Source organism: Bacillota bacterium, assembly GCA_013178045.1.
GTDB lineage: Bacteria > Bacillota > Ch66 > Ch66 > Ch66 > Ch66.
Genome location: JABLXP010000003.1, coordinates 19,965 through 38,452 on the forward strand (window position 1 = coordinate 19,965; position 18,488 = coordinate 38,452).

The window sequence follows — 18,488 nt, forward strand, 5'->3', positions numbered from 1 at the left end:
TTACTGCGTTTTTTTAGTCCAGTGGCATGGTTCCTTGCAGTCGGTACAGGCTTGCTTTAAAGCTGGAATAGGCTTCTCTCGCTTGAGTAGGCGCACCAGTTCCATCGTTGCTTTAACCTCTGCTTCACTTCCCTCGACAGCCAGCACTGTGGCTCCTTCAGAACCTCCAACACCGCCAGCCCCGATACAAGTGGCCTTCACGTTGGTAACCAACTTGAGGGCTTCGATTTCGGTCACCACCGTTCCCATCATTAACGGCATGAAACCGACGGGTTTACCAAAGTGGTAGTCAAAGTGTTGGATGCCGGCTGCCTGAGCCGCCGCCCGTACTGATGGAATCATTTTTTCTAGCCCAACCGGGATGACTAACTGGCAACCGCGGGATGCGATTAGCCCGATCATACGACCAATCGTGCCGCCGGTTGGGTTGGCCATAAGGATACCTACATTTCCTTCGCTGTCGATGGCATTGGCACCTTTAATAAAGACATCTGAGCCGCTAAACTCTTCGATGGCCTTGTCCCAGGGTTGATCGCTGACCTTGCCGCGAACCAGAACATACGGGGCAATGCGCTCTGCCGCAGGAGTCAAACACTGCCGTCCCTGGGTGATCACTCCAGCCGTGTAGCGCTCCTTGCTGATCGTTACACCTAAAAGTTCTTCGACAATATAGGCATTGGTAGTTCCTCCCGCGATACCGATCCGACCATTTTGCAAGGCCGATTGCACCACCGGCAGTTGGGAAACGCCTTTGGCAATCAACCGCTTGGCCTCCGCCGGAGTCAAGGTAAATAAAGCTTTCATTTATAAAATCACCCCTTACCTGATTAATAAAGCAACCATTCCAGCCGCAATTAACGGACCGACTGGCACACCCCGGAAGAAAGCAACTCCGATGATGGTCCCAACTAAAACACCGGTGATCACTTGAGGACGATCGGTGAGCAAAGTCACTCCCCGTTTGCCCATGTAAGCCGCCAGGATACCAGCCAGAATGGCCAGCACCCCCACCGGGTTCTTCATGGTCTGTAAAATATCGCTGAGCCGGATCTTCCCCTGGGCAATAGGTGTCATTACAGCGATAATTAGCATAATAATCCCTAACTTAAGGCTGTATTTTTCTAGCCAGGGGAAGAACGGCTCGGCCTGTGCAAGTTTTAAAAGTAAAACGATACCAGCGCCGATGGCAACCAGATCATTTCGTCCCACGATCCCCAAGACCAGCATCAGACCGAGAATCAAAAAAGCCTCCAACATCCTCTTGTCACTCCATTCCTCTTCCGCATGCAATTTATATAATTTATCCTCATAGTAAGCTTACTCAAGTTTACTGTCAAGAGGGACACATCAGCTATAAATTGGCTTGTCCCAACCCGAGAAGTACATAATATCAATCAGGTTGAAACAAACTAAGACGAGAATTTCTCCTGAGGAGGTAGAGATAATGAAGGTTGCCGTTGACCCGGAATTGTGCATTGAATGTGGCCTGTGTATTGATACTTGCCCGGATGTTTTTGATTGGGACGGAAACGGTAAGGCTCACGCCAAGGTAGATCCTGTGCCTGCAGCACAGGAAAGCAGTGCCCGCGAGGCTATCGAAGGGTGTCCCACTGAAGCCATCAAGGAAGTTTAAAACAATTTGTTATGAATTAGGCCCGCCTGATTATGCTTATTCAGGCGGGCCAATATGTTAAGGTTGTCGATTGCCCAGAACAACGTCAAAGGCTTTTTGTAGTTCCTCGTAGGTTCTTGGACCAACAATACCATCCGGCTCTAAGTTATGATCACGTTGGAAGTCGATAACCGCTTGCTGTGTTTGTGGACCGTATACCCCATCAAGGTCACCATCATAATACCCAAGAATCTGTAACCTTCTTTGCACCTCCAGAACATCAGACCCACGGTCACCGACCCGCAGGATCCGCCCAGTAAAGACTCGACCGATGATCCGCACTGGGGTCCCAATGTCTACCAGATCGTAAAGTTCAATGACATCTTCATTAAACATACGGACACAGCCGTGACTGGCCGCCATACCGATCGAACTGGGGTTATTGGTGCCATGAATCCCGTATCCCCCCCACGGGATTGACAGGCGCATCCAACGGGCACCAAACGGGCCGCCGGGATTAAGCTGTTTTTCCGTGATTACCCAGTTGCCCAGGGGAGTTGGCGTTTCCGGTCGCCCGACCGCCACAGGGTAAGTGCGAATAAGGCGATTTCCTTCCCTCAGGGTCAGGTTCTTTTTTTCGGTGTCGATAGAGATTCGCCGATTCCCTCGAGCGGAAGGAATCCGGTCAATCCCCAAAGCATTCCAGGTTGTTGGACCGACGATTCCGTCTACGGTTAGCCCAGCCTCAGTCTGGAAAGCTCTAACCGCCGTCTCTGTCGCTGGTCCGAAGACCCCATCAAGGGGGCCACGATAAAAACCCAGTTCTTGTAATCGCTCCTGAAGTTGGCGCACATCCGGCCCAACCATAAAGGGGGACATAAGTCGCAAATATCGACTTGCGTAGAGCACTAATTATCTCCTCCTCACCTTTTGTTCACTGTATAATATTTAACGGTGTTCAAAAAGGTGACTGATAGTGTCTACGCCCCATAGAATGAAATTTCCTGGATCTGGCCAATCTCGTAATTGAAGAATAAATTAACAGCAATCTTAGCGGCAAGTAGAATAAAAATGTCATAAATGGACAAAATTAATGGTGTGGACAGCTCCCAAAGCAAACATCGCCTTTTGTACCAGTAAAATCTTCCCCTGGCTGTCCACGACGAAGATTATAAGGACCGCCGACGAAAACTAAGGCGGTCCATAAATTTTTGCCTTATCAAGACTTAGTAGAAACTCAATCCTTATTCTCAGCCTTTTTAGCCGCAATAATCTTCTCGGCGATATTGGCCGGCACCTCTTCGTAGTTGGCAAACTCCATCTTATACGTACCCCGGCCCTGGGTAATCGACTTCAAATCAATCGCGTACCGCATCATTTCGGCCAGCGGCACCTGGGCGCGGATAACCTGCAGTTTTCCCTGAGGCTCCATCCCCAGGATCCGTCCGCGCTTCCCGTTCAAGTCGCCGATGATGTCGCCCATGAACTCGTCCGGCACGGTCACTTCCACGTTCATGATTGGCTCCAGCAAGACGGGTTTAGCCTGTTCGCAGCCTTTACGGAAAGCAAGGATCGCTGCAAGCTTGAAGGCCATTTCGGAAGAGTCAACTGTATGGTAGGAGCCATCATATAGCGTAACCTTGACTCCAGTCACCGGATAGCCAGCCAGGACGCCCTCGGCCATGGCTTCGCGCACACCTTTTTCCACCGCGGGGAAGTATTGTCTCGGCACTGCCCCGCCGAAAATTTCTTCGGTAAATTCAAAGTCTTTATCGTAAAGCGGTTCCAACGCTAACCAAACATGGCCGTACTGGCCGTGTCCACCGGTTTGTTTCTTGTGCTTACCTTCCACCTTGACGCTGGCACGAATCGTCTCCCGGTAGGGGACTTTCGGTTCACGAACATTGACTTCGACCCCAAACTTACGCTGCAGTCTTTCCATGATAATATCAAGATGCATTTCACCCATACCGGTCAGCAAAGTCTCTTTGGTCTCCGTATTTTTTTCCATGCGCAGTGTTGGGTCTTCTTCCATCAGCCGGGCTACCGCGGTACCCAACTTATCTTCATCACCTTTACTCTTGGGCTCAATAGCCACAGACAGTGTAGGGTTAGGGAACTTAATCCCTTCCAGAATAACTGGTTTATCCTTGCGGGTCAGGGTGTCACCAGTCGAAGACTCTTGGAGTTTAGCAATCGCCGCGATATCTCCCGCTCTGACTTCGGGAACCGGCTCCTGGTTCTTCCCGCGCATGATTAAAATCTGACCGATCTTTTCTTCTTTTTCCTTGTTAGCATTATATATATAGGAATCTGACTTTAAGACACCGCCGTACACGCGGAAAAAGCTGAGCTTACCTACATACGGGTCGGCAATCGTTTTGAAGATCAATGCTGCTAGCGGCGCGTTTTCCGGATCCCCTTCCGCCCGATCAAGAGGTGACGGGAGACAATCGATGATAAGATCCATTAAAGGTTGAACCCCGATGTTTTTGGTCGCCGAGCCGCAAACAACCGGGACTACCAGACCCTGCCGCACAGCTGAGCGCAAACCAGTAACCACTTCTTCCGGCGTGAGTTCTTCTCCTTCCAGGTACTTGGTCAGCAGTTCATCATCTGCCTCAGCCGCGGCCTCAACCAGTGTATCCCGGTAAGTGGCTGCTTCATCAGCTAAATCGGCAGGGATATCCTTTTCTTGCACTTTGCCACCTTCAAAGTAATAGGCTTTCATTTTTAGCAGGTCAACCACGCCTTTAAAGTTGGCTTCGGCGCCGATTGGTAGTTGGATTGGCACTATGTGAGAGCCAAAAGCTTCCTTCATCTGGTCCACAACCCGTAAGAAATTGGCGTTTTCACGGTCCATTTTATTAACAAAAGCGATCCGCGGAATATTGGCGGCCACCGCGTCTTCCCATACGATCTGCGTCATGACCTCAACCCCGGCTACGGCGTCAAGCACCACGATCAGTCCGTCAACCACCCGCATGGTTCCTTTGACTTCCCCGATGAAATCTGAGAAACCAGGGGTATCGAGCAGGTTGAGTTTATGGTCTTTCCATTCACAAGGGGCCAGGGTGGCATTGATGGTAATCTTCCGTTTGATCTCCTCGGGATGAAAATCGGTTACCGTGGTTCCATCCTCTACTCTGCCCAGCCGGGTAGTGTGACCGGCATTATACAGCATGGCTTCGGTCAGAGAAGTTTTCCCCGCCCCACCGTGGGCCACCAGACCAACATTGCGTATCTTACCTGCTTGATATACTTTCAATCTACTCCGCCTCCTTCGGATAATTCTGATTTATTGGTTATTTCCAATGCTCTGCCAAAACATACAAATATATATATTTAGCCAGAAAATTGGAAACTCCTCTTTCAAATTGATACTATTTTATCAATTACGCCCAAAACCTATACGTTTCTATTCGTGAAACACTCCTGGGCAATACTTTACCAATCTTCGTTCCTGACGTCAAGGTGAGATCATTTGGTGTTATTAGCGCAGCATCCCGCTCAAGCGCCGCTGAATGTCTTCCATAATCGCATAGTTTGTTAGATCAAAATGGATCGGTGTGATTGAAACCTTGTTTTCATGGATGGCTACCACATCACTATCAGGATCCTCCAGATCGTCAATCACGTCGCCAGCAAGCCAGTAGTAACTCTTACCGCGCGGGTCCTTGCGCTCTTCAAAAACATTCTCGTAACGCCTAACCCCCAGTTTAGTTACTTTAACACCGGCGACACTCTCCTCGTCCAGTGGCGGGATATTCACGTTCAGTAAGGTGTCTGGGGTTAAACCCTGGCGCGAATACTCCTCACACAACCGACGGGTAAAAGAAGCAGCAAAAGAATAATCGGCATCATAGTCGTAAGTGGTCAATGAAACCGCTATTGCTGGGACCCCCAGGATGATCCCTTCCACTGCGGCTGACACTGTTCCAGAATACAGCACATCCGTCCCCAGATTTGGGCCGCGATTGATCCCCGAGACAACCAGGTCAGGCGGTTCGTCCAGCAAAGCACAGATTGCCAGTTTAACGCAATCAGCTGGTGTTCCTTCCACGATCCATCCCCGGGCAGTTGTCTCCGGTATATTGGTTCGATCAACCCGAATTGGGTGAAACACAGTAATACTGTGCCCGGTAGCACTCCTTTCCCGGTCAGGAGCAGCAACGATCAGTTCACCCAACCCTTCCAGAGCTCGGGCCAGTGCTTTAATCCCCGGGGCATATATTCCGTCGTCATTTGTTAGAAGTATACGCATATCAGGCCTCCAAATCGTCATTTGAGTTTTCCCAGCCGGGATAACGGCCAGTAGGTGTAGAACGCCTTGCCCTTCACGTGGTCAATGGTCAGCCAACCCTCCCACAGGTGGCTATCAAAACTGTGGTTGCGGTTGTCTCCCATCACAAAGAGAGCGTTTGGTGGAACCTCGACTGGTCCGAATTGGTAATTAGGTTTCTCCATAATATATGGCTCATCCAGAGGTTGGCCGTTGATAAACACCTTGCCCTTCTTAACCTCAACTGTCTCACCCGGCAGTCCAATGACCCGCTTGATAAAGTCCTCATGCTGTCTCGTTTCTGCCGGTGGTTCAAATACGATCACATCAAATCTTTTCGGCGGTTGAAAGCGATAGATAAACTTATTCACCAGCACCCGGTCCTGAAGTTGAATAGTTGGCAGCATTGACCCCGTTGGTATAACCCTTGCCTCAATAACAAAAGTCTTCAGGACCAGTGATAACAGGTAGGCCACCACGACAATGCTGATGAATTCTTTCAAGATGTTTCTCAACGACTGCATGTATAGCACCTCTCACCTAGTTTGTCAGGAATGCCCGGCCATTATCAATAATCAGCGAGAACCGCCCTAAGCTAAGTCTCGTAGACCGAGATGGTCATCGTCTCCTCCTGGGTGTTTTTCGTCAAGCCAAACATGATGTTTTTGTCTTTGAGGGTTTTATTAAGAAAATCAACAATTTTGTATAAATCGTTATTTGCCGGTACAGTCTTGGTGGCGATCAATTCCAGTTTACCAGGTCTCTCTGTCAAAACCCATCCCTCGCTTTCACAACATCATCAACCAACCGTTAACTACCTTTGATCAGGGCAAAGGCCTCCGCCCGCGTCGCCTCACTTGTCTGGAAGACCCCGCGCACAGCCGAAGTCAAAGTTTTTGAACCGGGTTTACGGATCCCCCGCATGGTCATGCACATGTGTTCGGCCTCAATTACCACCACCACGCCCCGCGGCTGCACTCTCTCCATGATGGCATCGGCAATCTGTGAGGTCAATCTTTCCTGGAGCTGCGGCCGCTTCGCATATCCCTCAACCACCCGGGCCAGTTTGCTTAAACCGGTAATGCGACCCTTCCGGGGAATGTAAGCCACATGTGCTTTCCCATAGAAAGGAACCAGGTGGTGCTCGCACATCGAGTACAGGGGTATATCCTTAACCAGTACCATCTCTTCGTGTTCTTCGGTAAAGAGAATTTCCAGGTGGTCACGGGGATCTTCCTGCAAACCGTGGAAAATCTCCTGGTACATCCGCGCTACCCTGGCCGGTGTATTGCGTAATCCCTCACGTTCAGGATTTTCACCAATTGCCTCCAGGATCATGCGAACCCCCTGTTCAATTTTTGCCAGATCCATATTCTGTCAGTCCCTTCAATATGTTTTCCGTCATAATTGCCTCAATATCTTATGTAACTGAGGGATAACCCTGACCTGATGCAGCCACTGTGCCGCGCGCTCCTGCCAATCGAGCATGGCTTTCGGACTCGGTGCAGCCTCAACGTGGCCAGTTGGCGTCACTGGCTGCAGGATCAGCGGGATATTCCGGTCGTGATTAGCAATTAACGCAACAGCCTGGTCAAATTCAGCCAGTGTGGTATCTGGCGTAATCACAATTTTGACGTAAACCCCTTCGCCGGACCGGCCTGACGGTAAATCAAGGGCCACCCGGAGAAACTCGTCATGCTCTGTCCAAAGCTCTCCGCTGGTCTGACCGGGCAGTTTAATGTCCATGCTAATATAATCAAACCAGTAACGCACCTCAGTTAAGGCGTCGGCCAACGTTCCATTGGTCTCTAAAAATAAGCGAGTCCCCAGAACACGTAGTTGGGGTAACAGGAGCTTTAAAAAATCCACATGCAGCAGGGGTTCTCCGCCGGTCAGGCTTACCGAGTGGTGCCGCTGCACTGGAAAATGCTTGACCAGTTCGACTACCCGTTCTACAGATAGCAGGTTAGGCACTTCGAGAAAATCACGCTGGCCTGGCGTTAATTCCACCCGACAAACCGCTGGTGGAGTTAAACTGTCTGTGGTATCACAATAAGTGCAGCGCAGATTGCAGCCAGCCAGCCGGATAAAAATTTGCCGGCAGCCGACCAAGAGGCCTTCGCCCTGGATTGATGACATGATTTCGACGACGGGGGCCAACATCTAGTCCACACCCCTGACCTTGCAGCGGGCGTAGTTGACACCTTCAACCTCGCGGACGTAATCTTGTAAAATCGTCTCCGCAAATTCTTTAATGTCTCCAACCCCCAACTCGGGCAGACTGACCGTCGGCACCGGCGTCCCCTCGCTGCTTACGTTTAATCCCACGTGGATCAGAGCTGATACTGGCGAAAGGGTCGCGATGGAAACCGACAGCTTCCGGTCGCCCAGGTACAGGTCATCACCGTGTCGTTTAACCTGACCCGAACATTTTTCGTTAAGCCGTTCGCCGATCAGGGCGATCAACAAACGCTGCTGCCAGACCGCTTTTTCCAGATCGCGGTGAAAGTGCTCAACGATAAAATGCAGCATGGCCTGGCTGAAAATCGGCGCGTTCTGCCGGACATCCTCCTGGTCAACCATTTCCGTCAATTGGACCGCGCACGGTCCTTGCCAGGCGACAATGCTGTCTCCATGCAGACCAAACGTCCGAAAAGCCCACAGGGAATGGAGCTGCCGTCCATCGTATTTAATTTCCTGGTCAATGTACAAGTGTTTCACCGGTCATCTCTCCTGAAGTTGAAAAGTTCAGCGGGTACATAGCCCGCAGCGATACAGGCGCGCCACAGGCGCTGGCAGCTTTCACAGTGTCCACACATGGCCGACTCACCTCGGTAACAGCTCCAAATATATTTTAAAGGAACGCCCAGGTCCCGGCCCACCTTGATTATTTCCACCTTGGTCAGATCCTGGACAAAGCTGGTCACCTTGACTCGACCGCGCGTGGAAAAAGCTAAACTCTGGTTGATCGCTACCACAAATGCCGCGGTATTATCGGGAAACGTAGCTGCTTCCTCAGCGTTAAAACCACAGATGATCAACTCACAATCTATCGCTTCCGCCAGGCAAGCCGCAGCGTTGATAAATACCCCGTTGCGGTTGGGCACCCAGACCGCGTCCGCAGTTTCCTGCAGGCGGTCAGGACGCTCAAAATCAGCCGCAGCGAGTTCGGGCAGTTCCACCAGGGGATCAACCAGAGCAGTTTTGGTGATCTCCCCCAGCCAGGGGAAGGTGAGCACCCGGTGCGGCAGCTGATAGTATTCTGCTAGATTTTTCGCCGCTATTATCTCACGGGCAGCGGCCCGCTGTCCGTAGTCGAAAGTCAAGGCCAATTTCACTTGCGTCTTATCTACGGCAATACCTAAAGAAACTGCTGAATCCAAACCGCCGGAGAGCAAAATTAAACTGTTCATTCCAGGGCCTCCCCATAACAGGCGGCTGTAACCGGGGACTCCCAGATCGTCACTGACCGCAGTTTGAGCTGGGGATAGTCGCGGCTCAACACAGCAGCCAGCCGCTGATAAAGATACCAGGCCAGGTTCTCGGCGGTAGGGTTGAGGGCAGTGGGAGAAGTATCAGCAAACACCTCAAGATCGTTTAAACACGTGTGGTCCAGTTCCTCGCTTGCTTCCCGTAAGATCCGCTTCAGTTCAGCAAAATCCATCAGCATGCCGGCCTGGTCCAGCTTCTCTCCCCGGACCTTGACCTCAATCTCCCATGTATGACCATGGAGCTGAGTACACTTCCCCTGATAGTTTCTCAGCCGGTGCGCGGCAGCAAAGCCTGATTTAACTGTTAGCTCATACACAATTATTTTCCCCTCCTGCGGGAACGTGTTGTTACATCATAATTCGCTTCATACATTCTTATATATTCTAACATTTTCCTCAAAAAAAAACAGCCCTACGGCAAAAAAGGCTGTACTCAACTCAACTACTATCCACATGTTGGTTCCGACTCCCGGTCAGAGATCAAGACCCGCGGTCCTCAACCGCCTTCAATGGATGGTTTAGGGGGAGGCGGGTTCATGACCAAAGTCATGTAGCCGTCTACTCCTGACGTAGGGCCGATATAAACAATATCGGTTCCCGGACGCAGGTACTTACCGAAACTCTGTTTATAATTGTCAAGCGGTAAGTTCTTGTTGGTAGTGGCGTCTATTTCTGATCGCTCTGTGCATGGTGTGACTTCGGTTAGTTGTTCCAGGTTGAGGATCAATTCAGCGTGTAAGGCACCCGTCACCTCGACCTCAATCTTCCAAGTGTTAGATGAACTGTGTTTACTCAACTTCTCGTATTTCTCCGACCGATTGTGGGCAACATTAACCACCCGGGCCGTGCAATCCAACATCCTGACCGGGTTGATCTGGCATTGAACACGGCCCAGCAATTCGGGCTCAATTTTCTCGACACCGGTCAGCCGGATCGGAATGATCTCGACAAAAGTCTTTTCCTCATTTTGCACTCGATAATTACTAATATCTTCAAGTCTGCCGGACGAACAGCAGATTAACAGTTCGTATTTGCCAAAAACCGCCACCAGGTCAGGCCGGAGCAGTCGGTAACCCAATTGGGGATTGATCACCTGGCAGCCAACGACCTGGTCACTGGCTTCAGCCAGCAATTGATACTGGTGGGAAAATGACACCTCGCCCTTTCCTACCGGTTGAGCCTTCAACATTCCAGCTTGACTCCTTTCTTTATATTAATCTTGGACTATTGCTAATTTTCTTCTCTGCCGCCGCAGAAAGCCAAGAGGGGGAGTGCACGACTCCCCTCTAAGTTCGGTTCCTGGTCACCGACCAGAGCACTGAACCTCTTAACCTCAACGATACCTCCCTGTACCAGAACCGGTGCCACTCGCCTGACCTCCCGTTACACGTTGGGGAATACCCTGGGACCTGGCAATCTCTTCCGGTAACCGGAGGTTCTTGTAATGCTGGATAACTTCGTAGGCGTGATCGTAGACCTGTTCTTGGATTGATTGTTCATCATGTTCACCTTTCAAATCTTGGTACAAAGTTCTACCCTCCTTCTTGCAAATGCTTCCAACGCATGTGTTGGTTTTCCTTCATCTTTAATTATGATATGCAATTGTTTTTCTTTGGTAACACCTGCCTAAAAAATTATCCAGGTAAAGACCTGTTCATAATTTCGGCAAAAAAAGACAAGAGGAAAATATCCCCTTGTCTCTTCTTCACTTGGCTCTGTCTTAAGTACTTTAAGGCTGGATGAACAACTCCACCACGACCAGCCCCGGCTTATCCTTATAATAAGCGACGCCAATTCCCACCTGAGAATAAGTAGGATCCAGCATGATCTGTTTGTGTGCTGTGCTGTTCATTAACAGCATATGCGCCCGGTAAACATCAGCAGCTTTACAAATATTTTCTCCATACTGTCTGCAGTTGACACCAGCCTGAGAAAGCATTTGTCCCGGGCTGCCATATGTCGGCGAGATGTGGCCGTAATAATCGAGTTCGGCAATTTCTCGGGCTTTCATCCGGGCTAGGTTGACAATGGCTTCATTGATCGCCACCGGGTTGACGCCGGCGGCAGCCCGCTCCTGGTTGACCAGTTCAAACACCTGTTTTTCCTCTGCGGTCAGTCCGGTGGGTGTCGGAACTGTCGGCGGGTTAGCTGGCCTTGACTGCGGGTCAACAGGCGGGTTTGTTCCTTCCAACGGTGCCGTAGCTGGTTGATTTGCCTTGACCAGCATACTGGTTGTCGCCTTGTATTGTTGTAAATATTTGATGTAGTTACTGGCCGTAAAATTAGTGGGTAGCTGGGATCCAGTTGGGGCTGGTGTACTGCTTGGCCTAGGCTGAGTCGGCTTCATCGGTTGTACTGGTTGACTCGGTTGAGTCGGTACGGATTGACCAGGGGCAACCGGGAGCAAATTGGTGGACTGGTTGTATGTAGGCATACTTGAATATTGCTGCATGTACTCCAGATACCACTGTTGGACGTTTTGAGCGGGCCCAGAAGTTCCAGCCAGGGCCTGAGCTGGGAGCGAGCTCAAGTGGCTGAGAAGAATTGCGATCAAGAAAGCGAACGCCTGTTTTGCTTTTTTCATCCTTTACCTCCTGAAAAAATGTAATACTGGTAACTTATGTTTACATAATAAAACAGATCCAGGACAAAAGCAAACCACTAGACAAGTGACATCCAGACGAGAATAACGACCAGTTATCCCACTGTCGATATATATGGAGATATCACAGGCTGGCTGATATCTGGGATAATCTGGACTTTGAACCCAAATCCAAGAAATTTTAGATAAAGCCTTAGTGAGAATGCACAAAATTACCAACCATTCCATAACATAAAGTGAACCCGGGTTCAGATTAAATATGGAAAGGAGGAATTATCATGCCTGATCTAATTAAGCCAGGGCCATGCCCACCTGTGGTGGGGTGTCCGCCCACCACGGAGATCGACTGCATTGAAGTCTTAAAGGTCTATGACCAATGCTTCCGAGAAGAGATAAGCTTTGGAACGTTTGATCTCCCGGAAGATTTACCTATTTTAAGATGTGACATTGATTTTTCTCCAGACGCCAGCGGTTTGCCGGCCACCCGCTGCGAAATCGCCAATATTGGACCACCAGATGCGAACAATTTTCGATCTATTATTGCCAGACAAATCGTCAGAATCAATATCGTTCTCATCGACAATAGCGTCACACCAGCCCGCCTGGTCACTGTGACCAGAGACGTTGCGCCATTCTATACGGACGCTTTTTTGTACAGCCCAAACGGGACCTTTGCCCAATGCGAACTGGTTGCCGCCAAATGTGAATGCGAGCGTTTGCCTGGAACACCTCCGCAAGCCTTGTGCAAGATCAAGGTCTGTAAAATCATCGAAATCAAGGCCCTGGTTAAGTTGCTGGTCCCGACTTACGGTTTCTGTCAACCGGCACCTTGCCAACCAACACCACAGGTTGGTTTCATCTGTCCGCCCTATCCGCTGTTCCCCCCCCAACTGGAGCAGAATACGTAATTTCCTCTTTTTTAACAGAAAAGGGCCAGCCGGCCCTTTTCTGTTAAAAAATTTCAGAAAGGAGAGGAACGGAATTGAAAGTTACTCAAAATTGGCGGGTGATGGATGTTGTCCGGAAATATCCCAAAGCGGCGACAGTTTTATTTAAATACAAAATTAACCCGAGCTGCTGACACGGAAGTGGTCATGAGACCATTGAGCAGGCTGCTCAAAGACAACATCTTAACCCATCGGATTTAGTCCAGGAGATCAATGAACTGATTGCCAAGAACACATAAGGCAACAAATGGCCTTAAATGGGAGATGACGCCGATGCAAAAATTGGGAATTATTGGTCTTGGTCCCTGGGGCAGAAACTATGTGCGTATTTTCCACCGGCTGGTAGGAAAAGAGCGTCTGGTCGTTTGTGATCTTAATCACCTGCGCCGGTCGGAAACGCAAACTGCCTACCCCGAAATAGAAGCAACCGGCAATTATCTTGAATTGCTCAAACGTCCTGATATTATTGGGGTGGTCATCGTCACCCCACCCCAGACCCACTTCCTGCTGGCCAGAGCCTCACTTCTGGCCGGTAAACACACCCTGATCGAGCAACCAGTGGTGGAAAGCCTGCTCCAGGCCGAGGCCCTATTTCAATTGGGCCGTAAGAAGGAACTGGTTGTCATGGCCGGTCACCTAATGGTCTTCCACCCCGTCGCTGAAAAGGTGCGTCAGATGCTTGCCGCCGGCCGGCTCGGCCAGTTGCAGTACATTTTCTTCAACCAGGCCAATCCGCAGACCTATTCAAGTAGGGAAAAGTTTCTCTGGAATGTGATAGTACATGATCTGGCACTGCTGGAATACTGGTTGGGCGAGGAGCCCGGGCAAATCAAAGCCTCTGGTGTCGGTTGGGAGATAAATCAAGCCAAAAAAGCAATCTCTGTTTTAATGCTGATGCCTGGGGGATGTATGGTCCATTTATTTGAGACCTGCTGCCATCCAGTAAAAGTAAGAAAAATTGTCCTGGTGGGTAACCGTGGCAGTCTGGTGTTCGACGACCTGGAGCCAGGGCATAAGCTCCAATTCTTTTCAGGAGGTGGAAACACACCTGATCAATGTTTCCCGACCTGGACCGAGCCTTTAGAATGGGAATGCTGTCATTTTCTGGAATGCATCACCAGGCAAATTCCGCCCTGCACTGGCGAACAGCATACCCTATGGGTCATGCGGAACGCGGAAAAGATCCTGAACCACCTAGCAGATGATTAGCCAGGAGAGGTTTGGCATGCCAAAACTCACTGCCATGATGATTGTTCGCAATGAAGTCAATCGTTATTTACCACGCTGTCTTAAGTCTTTAACCAGCTACGTTGATGAGATTATCATTTTAGATGATGCCTCCACTGATCCAACTCCTGAACTCTGCCTTAGCTTTCCAAACGTTAAACTCTTTCGCCACGAAATTTCCTTGTTTCTAATAGACGAAGCGCAGTTGCGCAAACAACTCTGGCATTATACCGTTTCTACTAACCCCGAATGGATTCTTGCCCTCGATGCTGATGAATTCCTGGAAACCAGGGCAGTTTTCGAACTTCCATACTTATTAAATCAAGACCTTTTTCCGGCTGTTAGTTTTCGGCTTTATGATTGTTGGGGAAGTGAAGATTATTACCGGGTCGATGGTTTATGGAACCCCTGGAGACGAGGTTTTTCTATTTACCTTGTTAAGTATCAGCCTCAATTAGTTGCTGATTGGCCATCACATAAATATCATTGCGGCCGCCTACCCCTTTCTTACCGCCGTCTACCTAACTTCGAAAGCGATTTGCGAATCAAGCATCTCGGCTGGGCAAATCCTGCAGAAACCAGAGATAAATACGAACGAGCGGTAAAGCAAGACATCAACTTTAATTTTATGCCCAGGGAGCATTATGAAAGCATTCTTTGGCCACAAGAAAAAATTATGCTTGAAAAATGGTTGGAACCTTTAGCAACCCAAGGCATATCATATAGCAACAAGAACAGTTAATATTTGGTATCAAAGGAGGATGTTTGCAATGCCGTTTACAATTAGTTCAACTGTTGCCGGCAGTACAGCCGGAACCGCAGAAGTAGCGATTGATTTAAGCCCTTCAACTGCCCTTTTTTCTCCAGCCAACCTGGTTCCAGGTCAGTCTGTGGGCTCACCTCAACTGCAAGTAGCAAACACGGGTAACGTAGACGCATTCTATTACATTTTTGCCGATTGGCAAGGGGTTAGCCCCACTACAGCGTCTCAGGCTCAGATTCTTGCCGATCGTTTACAAATTGCCATCGAGGCAAGTCCAAACGTTGAACTCTATAACGGACCGATCTCTGGTCTTAACAACCAGCCATCTGACGGGCGATTATTAACCTTAACCGAAGCCGACCTTTTAACATTCGTGGTTAGCTTGCCAAGCGATACCGGTCCCATATATCAGAACCTTGATATAAGCGTTGACCTGATCTTCACAGCGCAATCATCTCCCGCCGCTTAAATCTAAGCCCTGCTTATCTGCAGGGCTTAACTTAGGAGGTGCGTTGAAAGTGAGTGCTAAGAAAATTGCCTTACTAACAACAAATTTTTTTCACCCAACCAGTGAGAGAATTATTATGGGTGGTGCTGAGCGGTATCAAGTTGATCTTTGTCGATTACTCCGGGAACAAGGTTTCTCTGTCGAGGTATGGCAAATTGGTAGCGGTTGGGTTCGGGAATTCGACGGCATTGTCATCCGCAGCATTCCCGTGAACAAAAACGAATACTATACCTTTCCCGAGCTCAGTATCTCCTTTTACGAAAATTCTATTTCCTGTGATTACGCGATTTATTTTATCCTTCCTTTAGCCTACCCAATCGCGCGGGAGAACAGTATTGCCATCAGTCACGGAGTCTTTTGGGATTGGCCCGGGTTTGAGCTTATCGCCGGGAGGCAGGAGGACCGTCGAGAATGGTTGAGACGCATGCAGATTGCTTTAGCAGGACCACAAAAATTGGTATCGGTAGATACCAATACCATAAATTTCTTCAATGCCACTCTCCCCAGCTATTATCATAAGTGGGAGTACATCCCCAATTATGTAGATCTAGACCTTTTTTACCCACCTTCAGTAAAAAACGGAACCGAATGTGTCCGTGTCCTCTTCCCTCGCCGTTTGGTTCCCGTCCGTGGGATTAATGAAACCTTGCGAGCGGCAGAAATATTGTCTGCTCGCTATCCCTGGATTGAATTTCACTTTTGTGGGCGCGGTCATGATGACAATATCGAACAACTCATGTCACAATGGGTTTCTACCCAAGAACGTTGTTACTATTATTGGAAGCCCTTTGAAATGATGCCTGAGATATACCGACAATCAGATATTGTGCTTATTCCTTCTCGTTCTACTGAAGGGACCAGTCTGGCTGCTCTAGAAGCTATGGCCTGCGGTCGACCAGTAATTGCTGGCATAACGGGCGGTTTATGTGACCTCATCATTAACGGTTATAATGGCTACTTAATAAAACCTTCGGTGGAAAACCTCGTATCAGCCATCGAAGAATTAGCGCTGAACAGAAGCAAAAGACGGCTGATGGGACAACGAGCCAGAGAAGTAGCCATGGCCTTTAGCAAGAAATTGTGGGCAGAAAGATGGACCAGTTTATTAGAACAAATTTTTCGTTAGCAAAATGAATTGCAGGTGAAAAGATATGCCTTTCACATCTCCCAGTGTGGCTAATAAAGGCAATCTGTTTCACATCAGTCCAGGCAACCTCATTTTTGTTAAAGTGCAAGAGTTGGTGACTTTTCATATATTAGAAAATGCTATATTATTAATCCCAGTTTTTGATACCTGGCCCGACCCTAAACATAAAATAATTGAAGCAATTATGACACCTCGCGTCCAAAAGACAAACTGTTTGAGCACGGAAAACATTCTTGTCACTTATATACCGGTCGGTTTTTCCCCAATAGGTTCATTGAAAAATATCATCACTCGCTACAAAATTATCACAATCCGCACCAACAACATGAATAAAGTCCTTATTTTATACCTCTACGAATTCCAGGTATTGTGTGTCGATCCGCTTGGCCGGACAACAACGGTTAAATTGACGTCAGGTTGCCGCTGCCAAGAGGTGGTGGTCAACCATGACGTCTACCGAATGGAAGTAGATATTAAAATTAATTATTTAGGCGCACAGATTGGTTCTCGTAACATCATTCAACAAAGTTTACAGCAAATTATTTGGTATAAACCAACCCGCATTTTTATTTCCAACCCAATAGTTCGGCCAACTGCGTCCCGCCGTCTGCCGGCAGTTCATTCAGCCCCAGTTTGCGCCGGGCTTTCTGATCCGGCTGAGCCAACCGGCCGCTCTTCTGGAATAACTCCAGTCCACCTTTAATAGAGACGGGGGCAGCTTGCTCGGCCACAGCCAATTGTTTCAACACGGCAAACAACTTCTCCATCCCGAACGCATTCGGGCATAGTTCCGAACAGGTGTGGCACTCCACACATTTCCAGAACTCGCCATCACGCAGAAGTTGTTTAATCTGTCCGTTTGCCGCGGCCTTCACCAGGGCATTTGGTCGAAAACACTCCGTACTCTGGGCAACCGGGCAGTCATCCTCACAGGCCCCGCAGTTGGCGCACTTCTGCAAGACAGCATGGTCAAGCTGTCGGCTGAGCTTGTCCCCTTGGACAGCCCGTTCCAGCCAGCTTCCCAGAAATTTATTGGGTTTAACCCGGTGGCCATCAAGTCCCATTTCTGTTGGTGAAAGCCCCAGGCTTAAGCCGACCAATTCAGTAAAGGTCAAAACTGGTAGGTTCAAAGCTTCTCCCCGCTTCTGCGCCAGGTACTGTATCTGGTCAAACTGTAGAAAACAGGCCGGGCAAATCAGGGAAATTGCGTCTGCTCCTGCCCGCTGGGCGTCCTGAATTTTCCGCCTGGTCAAGGCCAGAGCTTCGTTGGCTTCACCGACGTAACCCAGACTTGCCCCGCAGCACAACATTTTACTGGGGTACTGGACACTGGTTGCTCCCAGGGCAGTAATCAGGGTGTCATACTTGAGCGGTGATAGAGGATCATCAAAGTGAACCGCCTGAGCGGGACGAACCAGGTGACAACCGTAGTGCACGGCCACCTTCATGCCTTGCAGGGGATGGGATACCCGATTCTTCAACTTAGTTGGTCCAATATCATCGTGAAAAACGTCGAGGATATGCTTAATTTTAACCGTTCCCCGGTAATTCAGACCAATTTTATGTAATTCTTCATTTATCCTTTGTCTTCGTGCCGGTTCTGTGCGCAAAAAATACTGGGCCGTTCGCAGCGATGAGTAACACCCATTGCACGGCGTGACCAGATCATACCCGGCCTCCTCCGCCACCGCGAGATTGCGGGCAGCGGCCAACAGCCACACCTCATCGCCGAGCGTACTCACCAGAGAGCGCTCTGGGCAGCAGCTCAAGCCAGCCAGATCTTCGGCATTAATTTCCATACTGGCCATAACTAACCGTGTGGCTTTTTCCATAAAGGGTAGGCGCCCGGGGATCTGACAACCCCAGAAGAATGCGTAGCGACTCGTGGCCATGCAGCAAACCCTCCTCG

At 49.4% G+C, this 18,488-nt stretch carries 22 protein-coding genes; 6 read left to right on the forward strand and 16 right to left on the reverse strand.

The annotated features are described in order from the left end of the window. Both HPY81_02955 and HPY81_02960 read right to left on the reverse strand, forming a co-directional pair. Positions 1-804: a hypothetical protein gene (locus HPY81_02955; protein ID NPV26416.1), complete on the reverse strand. Its 804-nt coding sequence runs from the start codon at positions 802-804 to the stop codon at positions 1-3. A gap of 15 nt (positions 805-819) precedes the next feature. Further along, complete coding sequence (locus HPY81_02960; protein NPV26417.1) at positions 820-1,257, reverse strand: DUF441 domain-containing protein; 438 nt, start codon at positions 1,255-1,257, stop codon at positions 820-822. A 187-nt stretch (positions 1,258-1,444) separates the two neighbouring features. Between HPY81_02960 and HPY81_02965 the strand changes: the two genes are divergently transcribed. Beyond that, entirely contained in the window at positions 1,445-1,633 is a 189-nt protein-coding gene (locus HPY81_02965) for a ferredoxin (GenBank protein ID NPV26418.1), read from the forward strand. 57 nt (positions 1,634-1,690) lie between these two features. Here HPY81_02965 and HPY81_02970 read toward each other — a convergent pair whose 3' ends face one another. From HPY81_02970 to HPY81_03030, 13 genes are all read right to left on the reverse strand, one after another. Beyond that, on the reverse strand, positions 1,691-2,521 hold the full coding sequence (locus tag HPY81_02970; protein ID NPV26419.1) for a L,D-transpeptidase family protein: 831 nt from the start codon (positions 2,519-2,521) through the stop codon (positions 1,691-1,693). 328 nt (positions 2,522-2,849) lie between these two features. Then, complete coding sequence (gene fusA / locus HPY81_02975; GenBank protein NPV26420.1) at positions 2,850-4,880, reverse strand: elongation factor G; 2,031 nt, start codon at positions 4,878-4,880, stop codon at positions 2,850-2,852. A gap of 225 nt (positions 4,881-5,105) precedes the next feature. Continuing rightward, positions 5,106-5,876, reverse strand: coding sequence for a 5'/3'-nucleotidase SurE (gene surE / locus HPY81_02980; GenBank protein NPV26421.1), 771 nt, complete (start codon positions 5,874-5,876; stop codon positions 5,106-5,108). A 17-nt stretch (positions 5,877-5,893) separates the two neighbouring features. Continuing rightward, the gene (gene lepB, locus HPY81_02985; protein ID NPV26422.1) at positions 5,894-6,418 is read right to left on the reverse strand and encodes a signal peptidase I; all 525 of its coding nucleotides are present in this window, start codon (positions 6,416-6,418) and stop codon (positions 5,894-5,896) included. Between the two features lie 71 nt (positions 6,419-6,489). Continuing rightward, a complete protein-coding gene (locus HPY81_02990) occupies positions 6,490-6,666 on the reverse strand; it encodes a YpmA family protein (GenBank protein ID NPV26423.1) in 177 nt (58 codons plus the stop codon). Positions 6,667-6,704: 38 nt separating this feature from the next. Beyond that, entirely contained in the window at positions 6,705-7,265 is a 561-nt protein-coding gene (gene folE, locus HPY81_02995) for a GTP cyclohydrolase I FolE (GenBank protein ID NPV26424.1), read from the reverse strand. Positions 7,266-7,295: 30 nt separating this feature from the next. Then, positions 7,296-8,057 carry a 7-carboxy-7-deazaguanine synthase QueE gene (locus HPY81_03000; GenBank protein NPV26425.1) on the reverse strand — a complete coding sequence of 254 codons (762 nt, stop codon included), beginning with the start codon at positions 8,055-8,057 and terminating at the stop codon, positions 7,296-7,298. Then, complete coding sequence (locus HPY81_03005; protein ID NPV26426.1) at positions 8,058-8,615, reverse strand: DUF366 family protein; 558 nt, start codon at positions 8,613-8,615, stop codon at positions 8,058-8,060. It abuts the gene before it with no gap. After that, complete coding sequence (gene queC, locus HPY81_03010; GenBank protein NPV26427.1) at positions 8,612-9,307, reverse strand: 7-cyano-7-deazaguanine synthase QueC; 696 nt, start codon at positions 9,305-9,307, stop codon at positions 8,612-8,614. Before queC ends, HPY81_03005 begins: the two co-directional genes overlap by 4 nt. Further along, the gene (gene queD, locus HPY81_03015) at positions 9,304-9,702 is read right to left on the reverse strand and encodes a 6-carboxytetrahydropterin synthase QueD (protein NPV26428.1); all 399 of its coding nucleotides are present in this window, start codon (positions 9,700-9,702) and stop codon (positions 9,304-9,306) included. The genes queC and queD overlap by 4 nt, the downstream gene beginning before the upstream one ends. Positions 9,703-9,881: 179 nt before the next feature. Continuing rightward, on the reverse strand, positions 9,882-10,574 hold the full coding sequence (locus tag HPY81_03020; protein ID NPV26429.1) for a hypothetical protein: 693 nt from the start codon (positions 10,572-10,574) through the stop codon (positions 9,882-9,884). A gap of 144 nt (positions 10,575-10,718) precedes the next feature. Then, positions 10,719-10,913, reverse strand: coding sequence for a hypothetical protein (locus HPY81_03025; protein ID NPV26430.1), 195 nt, complete (start codon positions 10,911-10,913; stop codon positions 10,719-10,721). Positions 10,914-11,114: 201 nt separating this feature from the next. Beyond that, positions 11,115-11,969 (reverse strand): hypothetical protein, encoded by an 855-nt coding sequence (locus HPY81_03030; protein NPV26431.1) that lies wholly within the window; start codon positions 11,967-11,969, stop codon positions 11,115-11,117. A gap of 296 nt (positions 11,970-12,265) precedes the next feature. Here HPY81_03030 and HPY81_03035 point away from each other — a divergent pair, with 296 nt between their 5' ends. From HPY81_03035 to HPY81_03055, 5 genes are all read left to right on the forward strand, one after another. Beyond that, on the forward strand, positions 12,266-12,895 hold the full coding sequence (locus HPY81_03035) for a hypothetical protein (protein NPV26432.1): 630 nt from the start codon (positions 12,266-12,268) through the stop codon (positions 12,893-12,895). Positions 12,896-13,207: 312 nt separating this feature from the next. Beyond that, on the forward strand, positions 13,208-14,143 hold the full coding sequence (locus HPY81_03040; GenBank protein NPV26433.1) for a Gfo/Idh/MocA family oxidoreductase: 936 nt from the start codon (positions 13,208-13,210) through the stop codon (positions 14,141-14,143). 16 nt (positions 14,144-14,159) lie between these two features. After that, entirely contained in the window at positions 14,160-14,903 is a 744-nt protein-coding gene (locus HPY81_03045) for a glycosyltransferase (protein NPV26434.1), read from the forward strand. 28 nt (positions 14,904-14,931) lie between these two features. Beyond that, entirely contained in the window at positions 14,932-15,393 is a 462-nt protein-coding gene (locus HPY81_03050; protein NPV26435.1) for a hypothetical protein, read from the forward strand. Between the two features lie 115 nt (positions 15,394-15,508). Next, positions 15,509-16,558 carry a glycosyltransferase family 4 protein gene (locus tag HPY81_03055; GenBank protein NPV26436.1) on the forward strand — a complete coding sequence of 350 codons (1,050 nt, stop codon included), beginning with the start codon at positions 15,509-15,511 and terminating at the stop codon, positions 16,556-16,558. A 587-nt stretch (positions 16,559-17,145) separates the two neighbouring features. Here HPY81_03055 and HPY81_03060 read toward each other — a convergent pair. Then, the gene (locus HPY81_03060) at positions 17,146-18,471 is read right to left on the reverse strand and encodes a hypothetical protein (protein NPV26437.1); all 1,326 of its coding nucleotides are present in this window, start codon (positions 18,469-18,471) and stop codon (positions 17,146-17,148) included. Positions 18,472-18,488 lie beyond the last annotated feature (17 nt).

Bases quoted from the DNA above. Each gene is read 5' to 3' on its own strand.
- HPY81_02955 (NPV26416.1), bottom strand. From the start codon at position 804: ATGAAAGCTTTATTTACCTTGACTCCGGCGGAGGCCAAGCGGTTGATT.
- surE (NPV26421.1), bottom strand. From the start codon at position 5,876: ATGCGTATACTTCTAACAAATGACGACGGAATATATGCCCCGGGGATT.
- lepB (NPV26422.1), bottom strand. From the start codon at position 6,418: ATGCAGTCGTTGAGAAACATCTTGAAAGAATTCATCAGCATTGTCGTG.
- HPY81_03030 (NPV26431.1), bottom strand. From the start codon at position 11,969: ATGAAAAAAGCAAAACAGGCGTTCGCTTTCTTGATCGCAATTCTTCTC.
- HPY81_03000 (NPV26425.1), bottom strand. From the start codon at position 8,057: ATGTTGGCCCCCGTCGTCGAAATCATGTCATCAATCCAGGGCGAAGGC.
- HPY81_03040 (NPV26433.1), top strand. From the start codon at position 13,208: ATGCAAAAATTGGGAATTATTGGTCTTGGTCCCTGGGGCAGAAACTAT.
- HPY81_03055 (NPV26436.1), top strand. From the start codon at position 15,509: ATGGGTGGTGCTGAGCGGTATCAAGTTGATCTTTGTCGATTACTCCGG.
- HPY81_03035 (NPV26432.1), top strand. From the start codon at position 12,266: ATGCCTGATCTAATTAAGCCAGGGCCATGCCCACCTGTGGTGGGGTGT.
- folE (NPV26424.1), bottom strand. From the start codon at position 7,265: ATGGATCTGGCAAAAATTGAACAGGGGGTTCGCATGATCCTGGAGGCA.
- HPY81_03020 (NPV26429.1), bottom strand. From the start codon at position 10,574: ATGTTGAAGGCTCAACCGGTAGGAAAGGGCGAGGTGTCATTTTCCCAC.
- HPY81_02960 (NPV26417.1), bottom strand. From the start codon at position 1,257: ATGTTGGAGGCTTTTTTGATTCTCGGTCTGATGCTGGTCTTGGGGATC.
- HPY81_02965 (NPV26418.1), top strand. From the start codon at position 1,445: ATGAAGGTTGCCGTTGACCCGGAATTGTGCATTGAATGTGGCCTGTGT.
- HPY81_03050 (NPV26435.1), top strand. From the start codon at position 14,932: ATGCCGTTTACAATTAGTTCAACTGTTGCCGGCAGTACAGCCGGAACC.
- HPY81_03060 (NPV26437.1), bottom strand. From the start codon at position 18,471: ATGGCCACGAGTCGCTACGCATTCTTCTGGGGTTGTCAGATCCCCGGG.
- queC (NPV26427.1), bottom strand. From the start codon at position 9,307: ATGAACAGTTTAATTTTGCTCTCCGGCGGTTTGGATTCAGCAGTTTCT.
- HPY81_03045 (NPV26434.1), top strand. From the start codon at position 14,160: ATGCCAAAACTCACTGCCATGATGATTGTTCGCAATGAAGTCAATCGT.